General features: G+C 63.1%; 15 protein-coding genes and 2 pseudogenes. 9 read left to right on the top strand and 8 right to left on the bottom strand.

Annotated features, from left to right (window positions below; all coding sequences use genetic code 11):
- Window positions 1–27: 27 nt before the first annotated feature.
- From MTX19_RS03635 to MTX19_RS03610, 6 genes are all read right to left on the bottom strand, one after another.
- Window positions 28–1,179, bottom strand: coding sequence for an MFS transporter (locus MTX19_RS03635; protein WP_280982469.1), 1,152 nt, complete (start codon window positions 1,177–1,179; stop codon window positions 28–30).
- Between the two features lie 503 nt (window positions 1,180–1,682).
- Window positions 1,683–2,495 carry a CarD family transcriptional regulator gene (locus MTX19_RS03630; protein ID WP_280982468.1) on the bottom strand — a complete coding sequence of 271 codons (813 nt, stop codon included), beginning with the start codon at window positions 2,493–2,495 and terminating at the stop codon, window positions 1,683–1,685.
- 409 nt (window positions 2,496–2,904) lie between these two features.
- Window positions 2,905–3,243, bottom strand: coding sequence for a ferredoxin FdxA (fdxA, locus tag MTX19_RS03625; RefSeq protein ID WP_280974403.1), 339 nt, complete (start codon window positions 3,241–3,243; stop codon window positions 2,905–2,907).
- A 127-nt stretch (window positions 3,244–3,370) separates the two neighbouring features.
- Complete coding sequence (locus tag MTX19_RS03620) at window positions 3,371–3,640, bottom strand: RNA-binding S4 domain-containing protein (protein WP_280982467.1); 270 nt, start codon at window positions 3,638–3,640, stop codon at window positions 3,371–3,373.
- Window positions 3,641–3,707: 67 nt separating this feature from the next.
- Complete coding sequence (locus tag MTX19_RS03615; RefSeq protein WP_280985844.1) at window positions 3,708–7,169, bottom strand: helicase-related protein; 3,462 nt, start codon at window positions 7,167–7,169, stop codon at window positions 3,708–3,710.
- A 679-nt stretch (window positions 7,170–7,848) separates the two neighbouring features.
- Complete coding sequence (locus MTX19_RS03610) at window positions 7,849–8,634, bottom strand: DUF3108 domain-containing protein (RefSeq protein WP_280984682.1); 786 nt, start codon at window positions 8,632–8,634, stop codon at window positions 7,849–7,851.
- A 446-nt stretch (window positions 8,635–9,080) separates the two neighbouring features.
- On the opposite strand from MTX19_RS03610, the gene rpmB reads away from it, so the two are divergent.
- From rpmB to MTX19_RS03580, 6 genes are all read left to right on the top strand, one after another.
- Window positions 9,081–9,389, top strand: coding sequence for a 50S ribosomal protein L28 (gene rpmB / locus MTX19_RS03605; protein WP_280974406.1), 309 nt, complete (start codon window positions 9,081–9,083; stop codon window positions 9,387–9,389).
- Between the two features lie 249 nt (window positions 9,390–9,638).
- The gene (locus MTX19_RS03600; protein WP_280980249.1) at window positions 9,639–10,040 is read left to right on the top strand and encodes a transposase; all 402 of its coding nucleotides are present in this window, start codon (window positions 9,639–9,641) and stop codon (window positions 10,038–10,040) included.
- Window positions 10,037–10,255: an IS66 family insertion sequence element accessory protein TnpB gene (gene tnpB / locus MTX19_RS03595; protein ID WP_348638264.1), complete on the top strand. Its 219-nt coding sequence runs from the start codon at window positions 10,037–10,039 to the stop codon at window positions 10,253–10,255. Before MTX19_RS03600 ends, tnpB (MTX19_RS03595) begins: the two co-directional genes overlap by 4 nt.
- Window positions 10,256–10,815: 560 nt before the next feature.
- Window positions 10,816–12,042: a group II intron reverse transcriptase/maturase gene (ltrA, locus tag MTX19_RS03590; RefSeq protein WP_280984681.1), complete on the top strand. Its 1,227-nt coding sequence runs from the start codon at window positions 10,816–10,818 to the stop codon at window positions 12,040–12,042.
- Between the two features lie 33 nt (window positions 12,043–12,075).
- Window positions 12,076–12,270: an IS66 family insertion sequence element accessory protein TnpB gene (gene tnpB, locus MTX19_RS03585; RefSeq protein WP_280982466.1), complete on the top strand. Its 195-nt coding sequence runs from the start codon at window positions 12,076–12,078 to the stop codon at window positions 12,268–12,270.
- Between the two features lie 94 nt (window positions 12,271–12,364).
- Window positions 12,365–13,957 carry an IS66 family transposase gene (locus MTX19_RS03580; protein ID WP_348638307.1) on the top strand — a complete coding sequence of 531 codons (1,593 nt, stop codon included), beginning with the start codon at window positions 12,365–12,367 and terminating at the stop codon, window positions 13,955–13,957.
- A gap of 735 nt (window positions 13,958–14,692) precedes the next feature.
- Here the strand turns inward: MTX19_RS03580 and MTX19_RS39190 are convergent.
- Window positions 14,693–15,838, bottom strand: a pseudogene (locus MTX19_RS39190) (recombinase family protein); the annotation flags it as partial.
- Window positions 15,825–16,004, bottom strand: coding sequence for a hypothetical protein (locus MTX19_RS03570; protein WP_280980172.1), 180 nt, complete (start codon window positions 16,002–16,004; stop codon window positions 15,825–15,827). The pseudogene MTX19_RS39190 and the gene MTX19_RS03570, both read right to left, overlap by 14 nt.
- A gap of 312 nt (window positions 16,005–16,316) precedes the next feature.
- On the opposite strand from MTX19_RS03570, the pseudogene MTX19_RS03565 reads away from it, so the two are divergent.
- The 3 genes and pseudogenes from MTX19_RS03565 to MTX19_RS03555 all read left to right on the top strand — a co-directional run.
- Window positions 16,317–16,535: pseudogene (locus tag MTX19_RS03565) on the top strand (transposase domain-containing protein); the annotation flags it as partial.
- A gap of 85 nt (window positions 16,536–16,620) precedes the next feature.
- Complete coding sequence (locus tag MTX19_RS03560) at window positions 16,621–17,103, top strand: hypothetical protein (RefSeq protein ID WP_280982465.1); 483 nt, start codon at window positions 16,621–16,623, stop codon at window positions 17,101–17,103.
- Complete coding sequence (locus MTX19_RS03555; protein ID WP_348638306.1) at window positions 17,064–17,480, top strand: DUF2326 domain-containing protein; 417 nt, start codon at window positions 17,064–17,066, stop codon at window positions 17,478–17,480. Before MTX19_RS03560 ends, MTX19_RS03555 begins: the two co-directional genes overlap by 40 nt.
- Window positions 17,481–17,717: the final 237 nt, after the last annotated feature.

The following is a 17,717-nucleotide window of genomic DNA, read 5'->3' as shown; positions in this document are numbered from 1 at the left end:
AAGACCAATCCTCTCATCCATTCGGTTTCACCTGCGCCCACGATGGCTGACCGACCAGGCGTCAGTCGCCTGGACGGCCTCGCCTGCATGGCTGGCAGCAAACGCGCGCCGCGGCAGCAGAAGCGGCGTGAGCAGCAGGAGCAGACCGCTGATCGCGATCGCGGCACGCGCGCCAGCGAAGCCGGCCAGTGCGCCCCACAGCGCGGTCAGCACCGCGATGTTCGCGCTGCTGGTGATCGACCAGGCCGACAGGATGCGCGCGGTTCGCTCGATCTCGATCTGCCCGAGGCGATGCGCCGCCAGCACGGGGTTGAAAATCCCTGCGCAGGTGACGAGGCCGAACTGGAGGAGAAACACGACAACGATGCCGGGCGCTCCGTTCGGCATGAAGGCCAGGCCGACCGACCAGCACGCGCGCAGCGTGCCGGCGGTGAGCAGAACGTTGTGCTGTCCGAACCGCGCGACCAGGGCAGGCGCGACACGCGCGCCGATCAGGCCGCCCACGCACGGCGCGCCGAATGCGAGCCCGTACTGCCAGGGCGCAAATCCGAGATCGCGCAGCATCAGCACAGCGAGCAGCGGCGCTGTCGCCATGATCAGGCCGTTGACCAGCACGGTGTTGAAGAAAAGCGAACGCAGCACGGGGTGAGCGAGGATGTAACGCCATCCCGCGAGCAGGTCGGCCGCGCGAAAGGCCGGCGCGTCGCGGCGCGCCGGCACCGGCTCCGTGCCGCCGATCGCACGGATTGCGGCCGCGGAGACGAGATAGCTGATCGCATTGGCGACCACGGTCACGACCGGACCGAACAATCCGATCGCCGCGCCGCCGAGCGGCGGCCCGATCGCGGTCGCCGTCCAGGTGGTGGCTTCAAGCCGGCCGTTCGCGATCACCAGATCCTCGGGCCTGACCAGCGCCTTCAGGCAGGCGCCGCTGGCCGCGCGGAAGGCGATGTCCGCCGCGGCGACGATAACCGACACGACGAGGAGCTGAGCGAAGCTGAGCCAGCCGAACATAAAGCCGATGGGCACGCTCAGCGTCGCGGCAAAGCGTACGACATCCATCGCGATCATCACCGGCCGCTTGCGGCGGAATTCAATCCACGGACCGAGCGGCACCGCCATCGCGGCGCCGGCCACCGGCCCAACCGCGGCCAGCGCCGAGACCGCCCGGCCCGACATTCAGCACGAGGATCGCGATTAGCGGGAATGCATCGAAGGCGAGCCACGTTCCGATCGTGCTGACCGCGAACGCCGCCCACAGCCAATCGAATCCGCGCCCCAGCGATCGTCCTGCAAGCATACCGCGCCTCTCGCCGGTCCCGCGATGTCATGTCATTGGCGAATGATCAGGAGGTATGAGTCGCGGCGTTCCGCCAAGCGCGATTTGTGCAAGACTGCATGCAGGAGGACTGTGCACATCCCCGCCTCAGCACGCACGATTCCGCCTCTCCCCCTGGGAGAGGCCGGACCGCATGCAGCGAAGCGGAATGCGATCCAGGTGAGGGGTCGCGGTCTCTCGAGGGCCGTTTGTTCACGGACAGACCTGAACCCCTCACCCGGATTGCATCTCACGATGCAATCCGACCTCTCCCACAAGGGGAGAGGTGAACGGCGCGTGTTGGGGAAAGCAAAAGGCCCGGTCTTTCGACCGGGCCTTCCGTCTGAATTCTGGCAAGCGCTGCTTACGCGGCTTCGTCGGCCACCGCGGTGTCGTCGCCATCGGAGTCGAGGTCGTCCCCGTCGGCATCGCCCTCGGCGTCGCCTTCCGCAGCTTCGGCCTTGGCGCCGCGGCGCGGGCTCTTGGCGAGCTGGCTCTCGATTTCCTTGACCGCTTCGGTCTCGGTCGAGTGCTGCACCACGGCGATTTCGCGCGACAGGCGGTCGAGCGCCGCTTCATAGAGCTGGCGTTCGGAGTAGGACTGCTCGGGCTGCGATTCCGAGCGATAGAGATCGCGGACCACCTCGGCGATCGCGACGATGTCGCCCGAATTGATCTTCGCTTCGTATTCCTGGGCGCGGCGCGACCACATGGTGCGCTTGACGCGGGCGCGGCCCTTCAGCGTCTCCAGCGCCTTCTTGACCAGCGCCGGCTCCGACAGCTTGCGCATGCCGACATTGGCGACCTTCGCCGTCGGAACGCGCAGCGTCATCTTGTCCTTCATGAAATTGATCACGAACAGCTCGAGCTTGGCGCCCGCGATCTCCTGCTCCTCGATGGCCAGGATCTGACCGACGCCGTGAGCCGGATAGACGACGAATTCGTTGGCCTTGAAGCCCTGACGCTGGGTCACGACCTTCTTCTCTTCCGCACGCGGTGCGGCGGCCGGCTTGGCGGCAGCCTTCGGAGCAACGGCGGGAGCGGCAGCCTTCGGAGCAGCCGGCTTGTGCGCGGCGGCCGACTTATGCGCAGTGGCAGGCTTGGGGGCGACCTTCGCGGCGGCAGTGGTCTTCGCAGCTGCCGCTTTCGCGGCAGTCTTGGCAGTCTTTTCTGGCATCACGCTTCTTTTGTTCTTTGAGGACTTTGCGGCCGAAGCCTTCCTGGCATCCTTCACAGGCGCCTTGGCACGGCCCTTGAGTGCGCTGCGAGCAACAACAGCGGCTTTCTTGGTCGTCTTTGAAGCACTCTTTTTACGCGTTTTCTGTGACACAGCCTGCGCGCGGAAACTGCCACGCCCCTGTTCGAGTTTGCGGGAACCCGAAGCCACAGGATACGCATGGCAGCGGGTTCTTGGCCTGCAATGTGCTCAATATAGCACATTTTCCGCAAAAATCAATGATTTACGCCCGATTCCGGACATAGAGCGGGACCTTGCGGTCATATGTCCGTCATTAGGGTTAAATCAGCAGGCCGTGCAGGGGCCGGAACGGGCCGTAGCCCGCCCTTATCGGGGTAGTTCCGTCGAATCAGTCGCCGGTTCCCGGGTTCGGAGAAAAATATTTCTCGAACTTGCCCTCTTTGCCTTCCCACTCCTTGGCGTCTTCGGGGGCATCCTTCTTCTGGGTGATGTTCGGCCAGCTCTTGGCGTAATCGCGGTTGACCTCGAGCCACTTCTCCAGGCCCGGCTCGGTGTCCGGCTTGATGGCGTCGGCCGGGCATTCCGGCTCACATACGCCGCAATCGATGCATTCCTCGGGATGGATGACCAGCATGTTCTCGCCCTCGTAGAAACAGTCGACGGGGCAGACCTCAACGCAGTCGGTATATTTGCACTTGATGCAGGCTTCAGTGACGACGTAGGTCATCCAAAACTCCGAAAACGGTCAACTTTTTCAGGGGTTGCCTAGCGCAGGAATACCGCAGCCGCAAGGGAAGCGGGCTCCCAAAAGTGCAGGCGTTCCGGCGCAAATCCGAATTGCAGCCCCTAAATAACTACTCCTTGCCGGCTTGCAAATCGTCATAGAGCACGCGTGCCGACGTGGCATCGCCGCGCCGCTCGGCAAAGCCCGCGACTTTCAACACGCGGACGCTGTTATCGAGCGCGACGGTGACGACGTCGCCAAGCTTGACCGCATGCCCCGGCGATTTCTCGCGCATGCCGTTGATGCGGACGTGCCCGGACTCGACGAGCGCGGCCGCGCTGGTGCGGGCCTTCACCACCCGCGCGTGCCACAGCCATTTGTCGAGGCGCTGTCGGTCCAAGCGGGTTCTTATGTTTGACGCGTTTTCTTCACGCGAACCGGCCTCCATTCGCTCGAAAACGCTATGTTTATTCCTTCCGGCTCGCGAGCTGTTCCTTCAGCGCGGCGAGCTTTGCGAATGGCGAGTTCGGATCGATCGGCCGGTCGCGCTCGCGCGGCGCGCTGGAGGCATAGGGCCGATGCGACGGCCCGCCGTCGCGCTTGTCGCGGCCGAAATCGCGCCCGCCGCGGTCACGATCGCCGCGCTCGCCCTTGCGGTCGCCGCCGAACTTGTCGCGGCGACGCTCATTGTCGCGATCGCGCCCCTTGCCCTCGAAGCGCTCGCGGCGCTGGTCGCGGCCCTCGCGATTGTCGCGGCCCTGTGCGCCATCGGCAGGCGCCGCCGACGCGTCGGCCGGTGCTCCGGGGCGCGGCGTGCGGAAATCCTGGTGACGGCGCGGACGGCGGTGCTGCTCGCGCTTCTCGCCCTCGCCGCCTTCGGCGGCCTGCGCACCGCCCTCGGCGGACTTGCCCTGGTGACGGCCGCGATTGCGGTCGTGACCCCGATGATGCGGACGGCGCTCGTCGGGGCGACCACCGGGCCGCCAGACCTCAACCAGTTGCGGCTCCGCCGGCGTCTCGGGCGCGGCCGGGGCAGCCTCTGCCGGTGCGGTCTCGGCCGGCGCCGCTTCGGAGCTCGCCGTCACGGCGGGCGCATCGGACGCGACGGGCTCGGCCGCGGCATCAGCAGCGGGCGCTTCGGACGGCGCCACAGGTTCCGGCGCGGCTTGGGCGACGGCCTCGGGCTGTGCTTCGGCAACGGCCGGGGTCGCTTCACCCGTGGCGGGCGCGAAGCCGACTTCGGGCAGCAGCGCGGCCGACGGCGCGGGATCGCCGGACACCGGCTGATCGCTCGCGGCATCCGCCTCCGGCGCATCGGCGCTGGCCTCGACCGGCATCTCGGCGGCAACCTCCGCGCTCGCCTCAGCGGGCGTATCGGCAATAGCGTCCGTGGTGGCCTCGGCCGGCGTCTCGGCGGCGGCCGCCTCGGTGCTCTCGGCCGGCGCCGGTTCAGCCGGCTTTGGCGGCAGCGGCGGACGGCGATCCATGCGGTAGCCGAGCGCGCGCAGGATCGAGGCAAAATCCTCGCCTGCGGATCCGGTCAGCGAGGTCATCGCCTGGGTCACGACAAAGCCGCGGCCGTCGAACGCCCCGGCGGGCTTTTCGCCCGGCGAGGTCTCGCGCCAGGCCAGCGCCGGGCGGATCAGATCGGCCAGCCGCTCCAGGATGTCGACGCGCACCGCGCGCTCGCCGCACTGGCGATAGCCGAGCACGCGATAGGCATCGCGCGGCAGGGCCTTGTCGACCGGGAACGAGGTGCGGCCGCTCGACGCCAGATGCTGCACGTTCGACAGCGCGCCCATGTCGACATTGTTCTGCTTCTCGGCCCACAGCAGCGAGGCCAGCGAACGCGCCGCGGGCTTCAACAGCTGCGGGAAATAGATGTGGTAGGCGCCGAACCGCACGCCGTATTTGCGCAAGGTGGCGCGCGACGGCTGGTCGAGATCCTTCATCTCGGAGGCGATCTTCGACCGCTCGAGCACGCCGAGCGCCTCCACAAGCTGGAAAGCGATGCCGCGGGCAATGCCCTGCAGATCCTCGGCCTTGGAGAGCTCGAACAGCGGCCCGAGCAGCTTCTCGATATGGGTCTTGAGCCAGAGGTCGAGCCGGTTCTGCACGGCTTCACGCGAGGCGCCGGTCAGCCGCTCGTCGGAAATGATGCGCAGCCGCGGATGCAGCGCGTCCTCGGCCGCGACCAGCTTGGCGACCGCATCGCCAGTCCAGCGGATGGTGCCGTCGGAGGTCAGCACGAACTGCTCGTCGGGCGCGGCGCCCAATTTCTCGGCACGCGCGTCGATCTCGCGCGCCAGCACCTGCTGGGCGGCGGCCTGCAGGGCCTTGGCGTCAGAGCCGGCTTCGGCGGCATCGGGCGCAAAGGTGAATCCATCGAGCCGGCCGATCACATGACCTTCCACGATCACATCGCCGGTTTTGCCAATTTCCGTATTCAAAACTGAGTTCTCCCGCAGGCGGCGCATCAATACACTGGTCCGCCTGTCAACGAAACGCTCCGTGAGCCGTTCATGCAGCGCATCGGATAATTTATTTTCGAGCTCGCGCGTGATCCCCTGCCAATGCTCCGGGTCGGACAGCCAATCCGGCCGGTTGGCGACGAAGGTCCAGGTGCGAATCTGCGCGATTCGGCCCGATAGCGTGTCGATATCGCCGTCGGTGCGGTCGGCCTGGTCGACCTGGGCGGCGAACCATGCGTCGGGGATACGCCCCTTTTGCATCAGGAAGCCGTACAGCGTGGTCACGAGTTCGGCGTGGGCGGCCGGTGACAGTTTCCGGTAGTCCGGGATCTGACAGGCCTCCCACAGCCGTTCCACCGCGGCCGCCCCATGCGCCATGTCGCGCACTTCGGCATCGCGTGCGGCATGATCGAGCACGCGCTGGTCCTCGGCGACCGGCGCCCGCGTCAGCGTCTCGTGGCCGGGCGGCAGCGCCAGCGATACCTGCAGCGTGCCGAGCGAGGCGAAATCGAGCTTCGCATTGCGCCATTGCAGCATCTTGACGCTGTCGAAGGTGTGGTTCTGCAGCGCGTTCACCAGTTCCGGCTCGAACGGCGCGCAGCGCCCGGTGGTGCCGAAGGTGCCGTTGCGCGTGGCGCGCCCGGCGCGGCCGGCGATCTGCGCGAATTCGGCCGGCGTCAGCCGGCGGAACTGGTAGCCGTCATATTTGCGGTCGGAGGCGAAGGCGACGTGATCGACGTCGAGATTGAGCCCCATGCCGATCGCATCGGTGGCGACGAGATAATCGACGTCGCCGTTCTGGAACATCGCGACCTGCGCATTGCGTGTGCGTGGGCTGAGCGAGCCGAGCACGACCGCCGCACCGCCATGCTGGCGGCGGATCAGCTCGGCGATCGCATAGACCTCGTCGGCCGAGAACGCGACGATCGCCGTGCGCCGCGGCTGGCGCGTGATCTTGCGGTCGCCGGCGAATTCGAGCTGCGACAATCTCGGCCGCGTCACGATGGAGGCGCCCGGCAACAGCCGCTCGATGATCGGCCGCATCGTCGCGGCCCCCAGCAGCAGCGTCTCGTCGCGGCCGCGACGGTTGAGGATGCGATCGGTGAAGACGTGCCCGCGCTCGAGATCGGCGGCGATCTGGATCTCGTCGACGGCCAGGAACGAGACGTCGAGATCGCGCGGCATCGCCTCCACGGTTGAGACCCAGAAGCGCGGCGATTTCGGCTTGATCTTCTCCTCGCCGGTGATGAGCGCGACGCTCTCCTCGCCCGCGCGATCGGCGATCTTGTTGTAGACCTCGCGCGCCAGCAGCCGCAGCGGCAGGCCGATCACGCCCGACGAGTGCGCCAGCATCCGCTCGATCGCGAGATGCGTCTTGCCGGTGTTGGTCGGCCCGAGAACAGCGGTGACGCCAGCGCCGGGCACGCGGTCATTTCCGAACGAGGATGAGAAAGCCATATCTTGCAGGTGTTTCTTGAACTGGTGGCGTTATAGCCGTTCCGTCATCCTGAGGAGCGCGTAGCGCGTCTCGGAGGATGCACGGCCGAGATCTATCCGCACGTTTTGATCGGACTTTCCTCTCGCGGACGAAGCGGGGCTGTCGCCCTTCGAGACGGCCGCTGCGCGGCCTCCTCCAGCGACAACGGCGGAGCCGTTGCGCGGGGGTGACGGTCTGGCAGCGTGTTTCGCAAAATCTGTCTCACAATGCGACGCTTTCCGCGCCAAACTTAAGCTTCGGAACGGGTTGAGAACGAATCGCGCCCGAATCGCTGACTCCCCTCCAGGCCTGAAACGTTCACCGCAACATCTCGGGTGACCTTCGGGCCGCGGCACTAGATCAAGTTTATCTGGGCTCCACAAGCGGCTGGTAAAGGTGCTGAGTCCCTTAAATTCCTGATATCGCCGAGTCGGATCAGAATCGAGCAAGAGTCAACTGGATTCCGGTGACGTTTGTTGCATGCCTGGCGCGAGGAACCCCCTCCCGTTGGGTGAGAGGGAAAGCATTCCCGCCGCTTCTCGTCACTCGTCATGCCCGGGCTTGACCGGCTTGACCCGGGCATCCATCAACCCAAAGACCTCTCTCGAAACGACGGATTGCTGGGTCAAGCCCGGCAATGACGAGGTGTTTTGCCCGCCGCTACTGCGTCTTCGCCACGCGCGGCGGCGCGGCCGTGGTGACGAACGAGGTGGCTTCCAGCATCGCGGGGCCGAGCGGGGTCGGGATCGTCATACGGAACGGCACCAGGATGCGCGTGCCTGCGATCGGCACCAGCGTGATCTCGATGTTGCGCTGGGCGGCGAGGTATTTGATCACGGGGCGATCCGGGATGTAGCCCGAGATCGGCACGAAATAGATCGCGCAGACCAGCGCCGGGCCGTGATAGCCGCGATCGGCCTTCACCGTCACCACCCGCTTGTAATCCAGCTTGAGATCGTAGCGCATGCGCCCGTCGAACACGCCGGCGGCGGTGCGGCAGCTATCCGGGCTCAACAGCTCGGTATTCCCAGGCACGCGCAGCATCGAGCCGGTCATCGGATCGAACACGCCCTTCTTGTGCGCGTCGGTGACCGGAATGCGGTCGGCATCAACAGGCGGCACCGGCTCGATCATGGAATCCTTGACGTTGCCATTGGCGAGCACCATCCGGATCGTCTCTGACTTCTTCGAGGTGGTGGTGGTCGCGGTGTAGGAATTGGCCACCAGCGCGCCGTTGACGACGCGGCCCTGCGAGGCGCCGGTGCCGGTGCCGCCGGCGAACGCCTTCAACAGCCCCGCGGTGCCGCCCTGGGCCGAGGCGGAGAAGGTGTCGTCGCCGATTTCGATGGTCCAGGAGCCCTTGCCGACCGGGATACCGGCGAGCGTGGCCTCATACTGCGCATCGAGCCGCCCCTGGGCCTTCGCAGCCTCCGGGCCGAGCAGCATCAATGCGCCGGCCAACAGGCCGAGCAGCCACCCGGAGGGCGGCAAAATGGCAATTGGGGTAGTCACTTACCTGACGGTCCTGCTATCGGCGCTCGATCGTGTCATTTAGGCAGTCGAATTGGCCAGACAACGCGTGTTCCGCAAAAGCGGGCGCCGGTCTTGCGCCCAGAACACGCGTCATCAAACCCGCGCGCGTCTTTATGGAACCAGAATTGCAGCCGAATACGCCCTTTATATGGTTGCCATCTCAGGCGTTAAGTGGCTGGAACGGCTTATGAACCGGCAATTTCCGGGGCGCCCATGCGGCGATATAATCTTGACGCTGCGGCCATCTCCCCCTATACACCCGCGGTTCCTGGAAAATGGACGCGAATTCAAAACCCCCGCGCGGGCCGTGTGATTGCACGCCCGGATAGAGAGGCGGGGATGGAAAAGGATTTTGTGAAATGTCCCGGCGCTGCGAACTGACGGCCAAGGGCCCCCAGGTGGGCCACAAGGTGAGCCACTCGAACATCAAGACCAAGCGGCGCTTCCTGCCGAACCTGGCCAACATCACCTTCATCTCCGAAGCGCTCGGCCGCAACGTGCGCCTGCGCGTCTCGACCAGCGCGATCAAGAGCGTCGACCACAATGGCGGCCTCGACGCCTATCTGCTGAAGGCCAAGGCCGAGGCGCTCTCGCCCCGCGCCCTCGAACTCAAGCGCGCGATCGAGAAGAAGGTCGGCAAGCCGGCGCCGGTGAAGAAGGCTAGCTGAGCTAGCTGCGACACATCGCTGCAGCGGAAAGCAGCGGAGAGAGTTTTGAACGGCCGGGTCGGATGACCCGGCCGTTTTTCTTTGCTGATCAGCAAATTACCTAGTTGGGATGCTACTATAGGCAGTGACCCCGATTCTTCACACGCTAGCGCCCGACATGCTAAGTAAGCCCCCGGCGAGGGCCGTCTTCCCGGATTGTGTTCGAGCGTGAGATGGTTTGCTCATTGATTTGCAAACAAATGAGCAAACGTGACGACGGTTACGGTTCTGTCCGGTCCAGAGCGGCGACGGCGGTGGACGACTGCCGAGAAGCTTCGGATCGTGGAGGAGAGTCTGGCGCCTGGGGCCAGTGTTGTCGAGGTTGCTCGACGACATGATGTCCACCGCAATCTGGTCACGGCCTGGCGGCGGCAGGCACGCACAGGCGTCCTCGCTTTCGAACCTGGGCCGATGCAGCGGCAAGCTGACGAGGTCGGTTTTGCGGCGGTCTCCATTTCGCCAGACCGGCAACCGTTGACCTCGCCCTCCGGGACCTGCGGCGCGATCGAGATTGAGTTCGCGGCCGGGGCTCGGATGCGGATCACGGGCGCGGTTGACGCGACGACGCTGAAGGCAGTTGTCGCGGCGCTGACGGAAGGGCGGTCACGATGATCCCATTGCCGGCCGGCGTGCGGGTATGGCTCGCGACCGGCTATACCGACATGCGGAAGGGCTTTCCGTCGCTGGCCTTGCAGGTCCAGGAGATCCTGCATCGCGATCCGCTCGGCGGCCACCTGTTTTGCTTCCGCGGTCGCCGCGGCAATCTCTTGAAGGTGATCTGGCATGGTGTGCTGCAGAGCATGAAGGAGGTGAATAACCGAATTTAATGCGTACAGCTTTATGAGAGATGGAGGACGGCCCTCCTGCATCGGCGTTCCAGCGCAGATGCAAAACCACGACACTGTGGCTTCGCTTAAAAGGCGCGGTCATCAGCAAGTGTTGCAAAAGTCCCGGGTTTACGGGGCAGGTAAGTATCCAGAAGGCGAGCGAAAGCGAATCTTCCGATGACGCGTCGAAAATTACTAAGGCGTCGCCAAAATCAGGGGCGCGTGCCATCCCTGAGATCAATCCGTGAGACGCCTGGATTACTGCGCGGATGGCGACCGGCGTTTAGGGGACGCGATCTGGATACAGGCTCTTGTAGAGAACTGCAGGAACCAGTCGTTGTGATGCCAAGGGAGAAGTTCAAGCGGCGCACACCGCGAGACGAGAGTACCGAAGCACAACACTGGGGCGGATCGGCTCGTAGTAGTGATGAAGGTGCTGTAATGGAACTGGAGCGAAGGGGCCGAAACAAGTGGGTTGCGCCCATATGCAACTGTGATGAGCAGGAGGACATGTGAGTGTAACCGGACGTAAGCAGTACGATATCGACAAGCAGACAGTGATGAAGGCCTACAAACTGGTCAAAGCCAATGCGGGCGCGGCCGGCGTGGATAAGGTGTCGCTCGAAGCTTTTGAGAAAGACTTGAAGGGCAACCTTTACAAGGTCTGGAATCGAATGTCTTCTGGCAGCTACTTTCCACCTGCCGTTCGGGCTGTCCCCATTCCCAAGAAGAACGGCGGACAACGCATTCTAGGCGTGCCGACAGTAGCAGATCGCGTGGCGCAGACGGTCGTCAAGCTGCAGATTGAACAAGCACTCGAGGAAATCTTCCTTCCCGATTCCTACGGCTACCGGCCCGGAAAATCCGCGCTGGACGCCGTCGGCGTCACCCGGCAACGGTGCTGGAAGATGGACTGGGTGCTGGAGTTCGACATCAAAGGCCTGTTCGACAATATCAGCCACAAGTTGCTTATGAAGGCCGTCAGGAAGCATGTGCAAGACGAATGGGCTCTGCTCTACATCGAACGCTGGCTAATAGCGCCGATGCAAGGCAAAGACGGAGCGATCACCGCTCGCGACCGGGGCACTCCCCAAGGCGGCGTGATCAGTCCCGTCCTTGCCAATCTGTTCTTGCATTATGCGTTCGATACATGGATGGCGCGGAACTTCCCGCAGTCACCGTGGTGTCGATACGCGGACGACGGGCTCGTTCATTGCCGAACCAAGGCTGAAGCGGAAGCCATCAAGGCGGCGTTGCAAGCAAGGTTTGAGGAATGCGAACTCGAAATGCATCCCGACAAGACCAAGATCGTCTACTGCAAAGACAGCAATCGCCCGGGTAGCCATGCCAGTCAGTCATTTGACTTTCTGGGATTTACCTTTCGACCGCGCAGGGCAAGAAACCATCAGAAGAAAGAAAACTTCTGTACGTTCTCGCCAGCGGCCAGCAGGGCGGCGATGAAGTCCATGCGTATGACGATCCGGCAGCTCCGGCTCAGGCTTCGCTCGCAGACGGAAGTCGACGCAATCGCCTTGGAACTGAACCCCGTCCTTCGTGGATGGATGCAGTACTACGGCAGATATGGGCGGTCAGAAATGCACAACCTGTATCGATACGTCGACGAATCTCTTAACCGCTGGGCGCGACGCAAATACAAAGGGCTGAAGAACGGAAAAGTCAGAGCCTCCACCTGGCTCAGATTGATCCGCTGCCGTAGGCCGAAGCTGTTCGCTCATTGGACGATGTTGAGTTCTGCTTCGTTACTTGTTGAGAGCCGTATGACGTGAGAGCGTCACGTACGGTTCGGAGAGCGGCTCCGGGTGCAACTCCCGGGGCCGACTCACCACGGCCAGGGCGCCTGCCTGTTCACAAAACGCCTGGAGCGGGGTCGCTTCATCTGGCCGAGCCCGGCTGAGGGTGTGGTGACGATCTCGTCGGCGCAGCTCGGTTATCTCTTGTCGGGGATCGACTGGAGGCACCCACAAGAGACGTGGCGGCCGACATCGGTCGGATGAGGCTTTGCGCTTCTCGGATCGTGATGGATGTGATTCCATCATCGTCGTGACCACATCTGAATCGCTCCCCACCGATCTGGCCGCCGCGCACGCGATGATCCTCGCCGAACGGGCCGCGAGGCTCGAAGCGGAAGCAGTCGCGGCGAGCGCCAAAGCGGAAGCCGCCAACGCGAAGGCGGCCGAGGCACTGATCAGTTACCTCAAGCTCGAGATCGAGAAGCTGCGTCGCCAGATCTACGGCAGCCGCTCGGAGCGCAAGGCACGGCTCTTGGAGCAAATGGAGCTTCAGCTTGAGGAGCTGGAAGCGACCGCAACCGAGGACGAACTGGCGGCTGAGAGGGCGGCGACCAAGACGCAGACCGTGCAGTCGTTTAAGCGCAAGCGGCCATCGCGCAAACCGTTCCCCGATCATCTGCCGCGCGAGCGGATCGTGGTCCCGGCCCCGGAGAGCTGCCCCTGCTGCGGCTCATCGAAGCTCTCGAAGCTGGGCGAAGACATCACAGAGACGCTGGAGGTCATTCCGCGGCAGTGGAAGGTGATCCAGACGGTGCGCGAGAAGTTCTCGTGTCGGGACTGCGAGACGATCACTCAGCCGCCGGCGCCCTTCCACGTGACGCCGCGCGGCTTTGCCGGGCCCAACCTCCTGGCCATGATCTTGTTCGAGAAGTTTGGCCAGCATCAGCCCCTCAACCGGCAGAGCGAGCGCTACGCCCGGGAGGGCATCGATCTGAGCCTGTCGACACTGGCCGACCAGGTCGGCACCTGTGCGGCGGCCCTGCAGCCGCTTCATGCACTGATCGAGCGCCACGTCCTGGCCGCCGAGCGGCTGCACGGCGACGACACCACGGTGCCAATCCTGGCCAAGGGGCAGACGGTCAAAGGACATATCTGGACCTACGTCCGCGACGATCGGCCGTCTGGCGGACGGGCGCCGCCGGCCGCGCTCTATTACGCCTCGCGCGATCGACGGCAGGAGCATCCCACGCGGCATCTTCAAAGCTTCACCGGCATCCTACAGGCCGACGCCTATAGCGGCTATAACGAACTGTATGACGCCTCGCGCGCGCAGGGACCGGTCACGCCCGCACTCTGTTGGGCCCATGCTCGGCGGCAATTTTTTGAACTGGCGGACATCGCCGCCAATGCGAGGCGCGACAAGAACGCCGCGGCGATCTCGCCGATCGCGCTGGAGGCGGTCAAGCGCATCGATGCACTGTTCGACATCGAGCGCGGCATCAACGGCCAAGGCGCCGAAGAGCGGCTGCGGGTGCGCCAGGAACAAAGCATCCCGCTCTTAACGGCATTGGAAGCATGGCTGCGCGAACAGCGCGCGCGGCTGTCAAACTCGTCCTCGGTCGCCAAGCCCATCGACTACATGCTGCGCCGCTGGGATCGATTCGCTCGCTTCATCGAGGACGGGCGGATCTGTCTGACAAACAATGCGGCGGAGCGCGCGCTGCGCGGCTTTGCAAGCCTTGAGTCATTGTGCGCCCCTTCTTTAAGTGCTTGTAAACATTGGAAGCGTGTCCGCGTCAATTTCGCGAGACGGGCGACCCTTTCGGGCAATCGCTGTTTTGACCGCCTCGGACGCCAAATCGGCAGCTCGAATCTGACAGGGTGCTCGCGGAACAACCTGCACAGCAGGAAGAACGCCGCTGGAGACAAGGCGGCGGATCATATGACTTGAGACACCGAGCGCTTTTGCGGCCTCGATCTGCGTAAGCCATTCGCCGTTTTTTTCCGCTGAACGGTAGGCATGGATGCCACGCACACGGCGAATAGAGCTGACCCGATGTGCTGTCCAGGTCTTACCCATGCCGGTGGGCAAGCCCATGCGATTGAGCGTGGCGGCGATGTGCTCGTCAGACCAGCGCCCGGCCATGCTGCGGACAACAGCCAAGGCATCTTCCGCCGTGGAGGAACCGTGTTCACCGGAGCGCGGCTTGCGGATCCGAAGCTCGGAGTGCTGCCCACCCTGCCAATGGATCGTGAGCACAACGTCGCGTACCGCATCGTCGACGTCCGCGATGATGTCGACAATCAAGGCTCGCAGTAGCTGCTGGCGCGCGCGCATCGTCACATCAGGGGATTTCCAGGCTACGGACAGGTTATCCACCAGATCGGCAAAGGTGCCGGGATCGACCGCGTGGCCGGATGACTGATGGTCATTCTGGCGATTTTCCAGCTCGCGCAGACGGCGCAAAGCGTATTCCCAGTTCTTCTCCAACTGCGCAGCGATCAGGCGATTATCGGGGTCACAGGCAGCGTAGCGGCGCTCAGCAAGCGTGGCATCGTACCGGGCTTGCTGGAGTTCCAGATCAAGGATCCGGCGCTTGTCATCTTGGCGTTCCCGTTGCATGCGCTGCGCCTCGAACGCGGCCTCGATCGCCATGGGTTCTACCGCTCGTAACAGTTCTCGTGCAACTGCCGCGTCGATCTTTGAAGCACCGAATATCATACAGCGAAGCCGACCTGCCAGACTACCCTTGTCACAGCGGTAGACCGGGTAGCTGATTCGACCGCCCCTGTAGCTGACGCTCAGGCGCTGACCACAACGAGCGCACGTCAGAATGCCCGACAAGAGCGCCTGGCCGCCCCGGCCTGATTTTGCGCCATCTGGGCGACCGTAGGCGTTAAGCGCCAATTGCTTCTGGTTGCGCTGGTAGTCATCCCAGGTGATGTACCCTTCGTGATGATCCTTTATCATCACATCCCAGGTGCCCGCCGGTTTGTAGTGCCCGTAGGTCCGCCGCGCTCTTCCTTCGACAATCGCGGTTCGCTTCTCGCTTTTGCCGTATACGTAAACACCCGCATAGAACGGATTCTTCAGCACACTGATCACATTGCGGTAGCGGATGGGCTGCCAAACGAAGTTTGTCATGCGACCTTCATCAGCCGGTCGGGGGAAGTGGATTTGCTCCGCCTTCATCGACAACAACACCTGGCGAGCGCTACCAAGTTCGCGAAAGCGAGTGAAGATAAGTCGAATCACCTCTTGCAGACGCAGGTCAGCATCCAGGCCCAGACCGGCTTCGCGATGCCAGACATAACCAAACGGCACTGATAAGCGTAGCTCACCACGTTGGGCCTTCGCCCTGGCTGCGTCTAGCATCCGTGCCCGGATTATGCCCAACTCAAACTCGCTTATGCTTCCCTTCATGCCGAGCAAGAGCCGATCGTTCGGAAGGCAAGGATTATAAATGCCGTCGTGATCAATCACCCTCGCTTCAACAAGCCCGCACAACTCAAGCAGATGATGCCAATCGCGGCCGTTGCGCGCGAGCCGCGATGCATCGAAACAAATCACGGCGCCGACGGCTCCTGCGCACAACCATGCGACCAGCCGATCAAATCCGGGCCGGGCCACCGTTCCACTCGCCGAACGGCCGAGGTCATCATCAATGACTTCCACGTCGGAGAAGCCGTGCCGGCGCGCAATATCCACAAGATCGTACTGTCGCCGTTGGCTCTCCAGATTGGCCATCACCTGGGATTGCGTTGACTGCCGCACATAGACGACAGCTTTGCGCTTCAAGAGCGCTTCCGGGATCTGGTCAGTGTCGGGCATCACCGAGCTCCTCGACTACCAGGCCGGCGGCCTGCATGAGGATTTGGGCGAGCGTCAGTAACGCCTTCACCCGCGCCGCCTCGTTCATCCTGTCCAGCCTGTCCGGCTCGAATATCAGGCTCAGTTGCCCGACTGAAATCTGTGCAGCTACGCGCTCCTGCTTCATCGGCGTTCTCCCATACGACTCGATCGCTCGGGGAGTTTGCGGAAATGGCGAGCGCTGTGACCAGTCTCTTCAGCTCTGATAATGCAGCAAGATCAACTTGTGGTCGCCCGGAGGTCATCTCCGCGCACGCGATTGGATCTACCATCCAGCTGGGAATCGTGATGACCGTGCCCAATGGGGCTCGGATCCGCAAAAACTGACCTGTCGCGCGTTGCTCCACACGACGCACGTTCACCATCTGGCCAAAATAGGGATGCCAGCGATAGTGGACCTCAAAATCCTCCCCGACATGGGCAGAATGAACGGTAAACGGCCCTCGGACGCAAGTCCTGGCTGTTCGCCGGCTCCGAACGCGGGGCCGACCGCGCCGCCGTCATGGCGACGCTGATCATGACGGCAAAGCTCAACGACGTCGATCCGCAGGCCTGGCTCGCCGATGTGCTCGCTCGCATCGCCGGCACGCCACAAGGCCGGCTCAATGAGCTGCTGCCCTGGGAATGGAAGAAGACCCCGGTCGGGTCCGCCGCCTGATCGGACCGTCGCCCCACGCGATTATCCCGCGGCCCTCACCGGACGGTTACCATGCTAAGCAATCTCCTTACTCTAAGGAATTTGCATGCCGGCCTCGATCCCGTCCGTTAAGAAGCGCGCATTTCGGAACGCGCTGGACTTGAAGCTGCGACGATGCCGCGGTGACATGCTGCAGCATTTCCTCGCTGCCGTTGCCAACAAAGTGTGGGGTGAAAACTTCATACCCGCGACCGCACACTATACACAGGGCGACTTGAAGTGCGACGGCCTACTGCAGGATCCACTTACAGTCTTCGCTTGCTATGGGCCGACAAACGGTGGTGACGGTCAAAGCAGCGGCGCAACGGCGCAGGCCCTCGCAAAGGTGACCGACGATTTCCTCGGCGCGGTCAAGGCGTGGCCGGATGTCAAGGGATGGTTCTTCGTCAATAATTACGTCACCGGAATTCCTCCTCAAATCACGGCCAAGCTGGTGCAAATCGCAAATGATCACCCGCATATTACGATACGGTCAAGGTCGATCACGCGATCGCAGAACTGTATGACGATCGTACGGGCAACCTGGTAATTGCTGCAACTAAGAATGGCCCGCAGATTGACATCGCGATCCAAGGCGATGGAAACCTTGGTGGCATCGACATGATGAAGATATTCTGCTTCGATAGCATGCTGTTCGAGGCAGTTTCAGATCGCTTGGGAGGGCCAGGCTTCTTCGTCCACGACAGTCATCTATTTGATGGAGTAGACGTTCGCCAAGTGCGTGCCGCTATACTTTTCGGCGCAAGAACTTCCAATGCGCACAACGGTCAGTATATCATAGCTATGAACAGCGACGAGTTTGCGGCAACTGGAATAGCAAACGACCCCACGGTGACTAAGGGCATACTAGACGTCCGCTTAACGGACGACGAGCGTGGTGGATTGTTCGGATTTAGGTTTGATTAGCTACCCCAAAATGTAGCTCAGCCCCTCCTCCGTCGGATGCACCCATTTGTACGGCGAGGTCCCTCCTTGTAACGGCGAATGCTGCGTGGTCTCACTATTCGCGACCAATCTTCGTGCTCTCCGCTGCTTCCCTCCGCCCGTCAGCCTCTTCACCAGCTCCGCGGACAGCTTCGCACGAATCGCAGCACCTGAATCAGCAGCGTCGCGATCGCAAGGTCGATCGCAAATGCCGCCACA

The sequence above is a fragment of the Bradyrhizobium sp. ISRA464 genome, assembly GCF_029910095.1.
Lineage (GTDB): Bacteria > Pseudomonadota > Alphaproteobacteria > Rhizobiales > Xanthobacteraceae > Bradyrhizobium.
The sequence above is the reverse complement of the archived record's forward strand: the minus strand, read 5'-3'. Positions and strand labels throughout refer to the sequence as shown.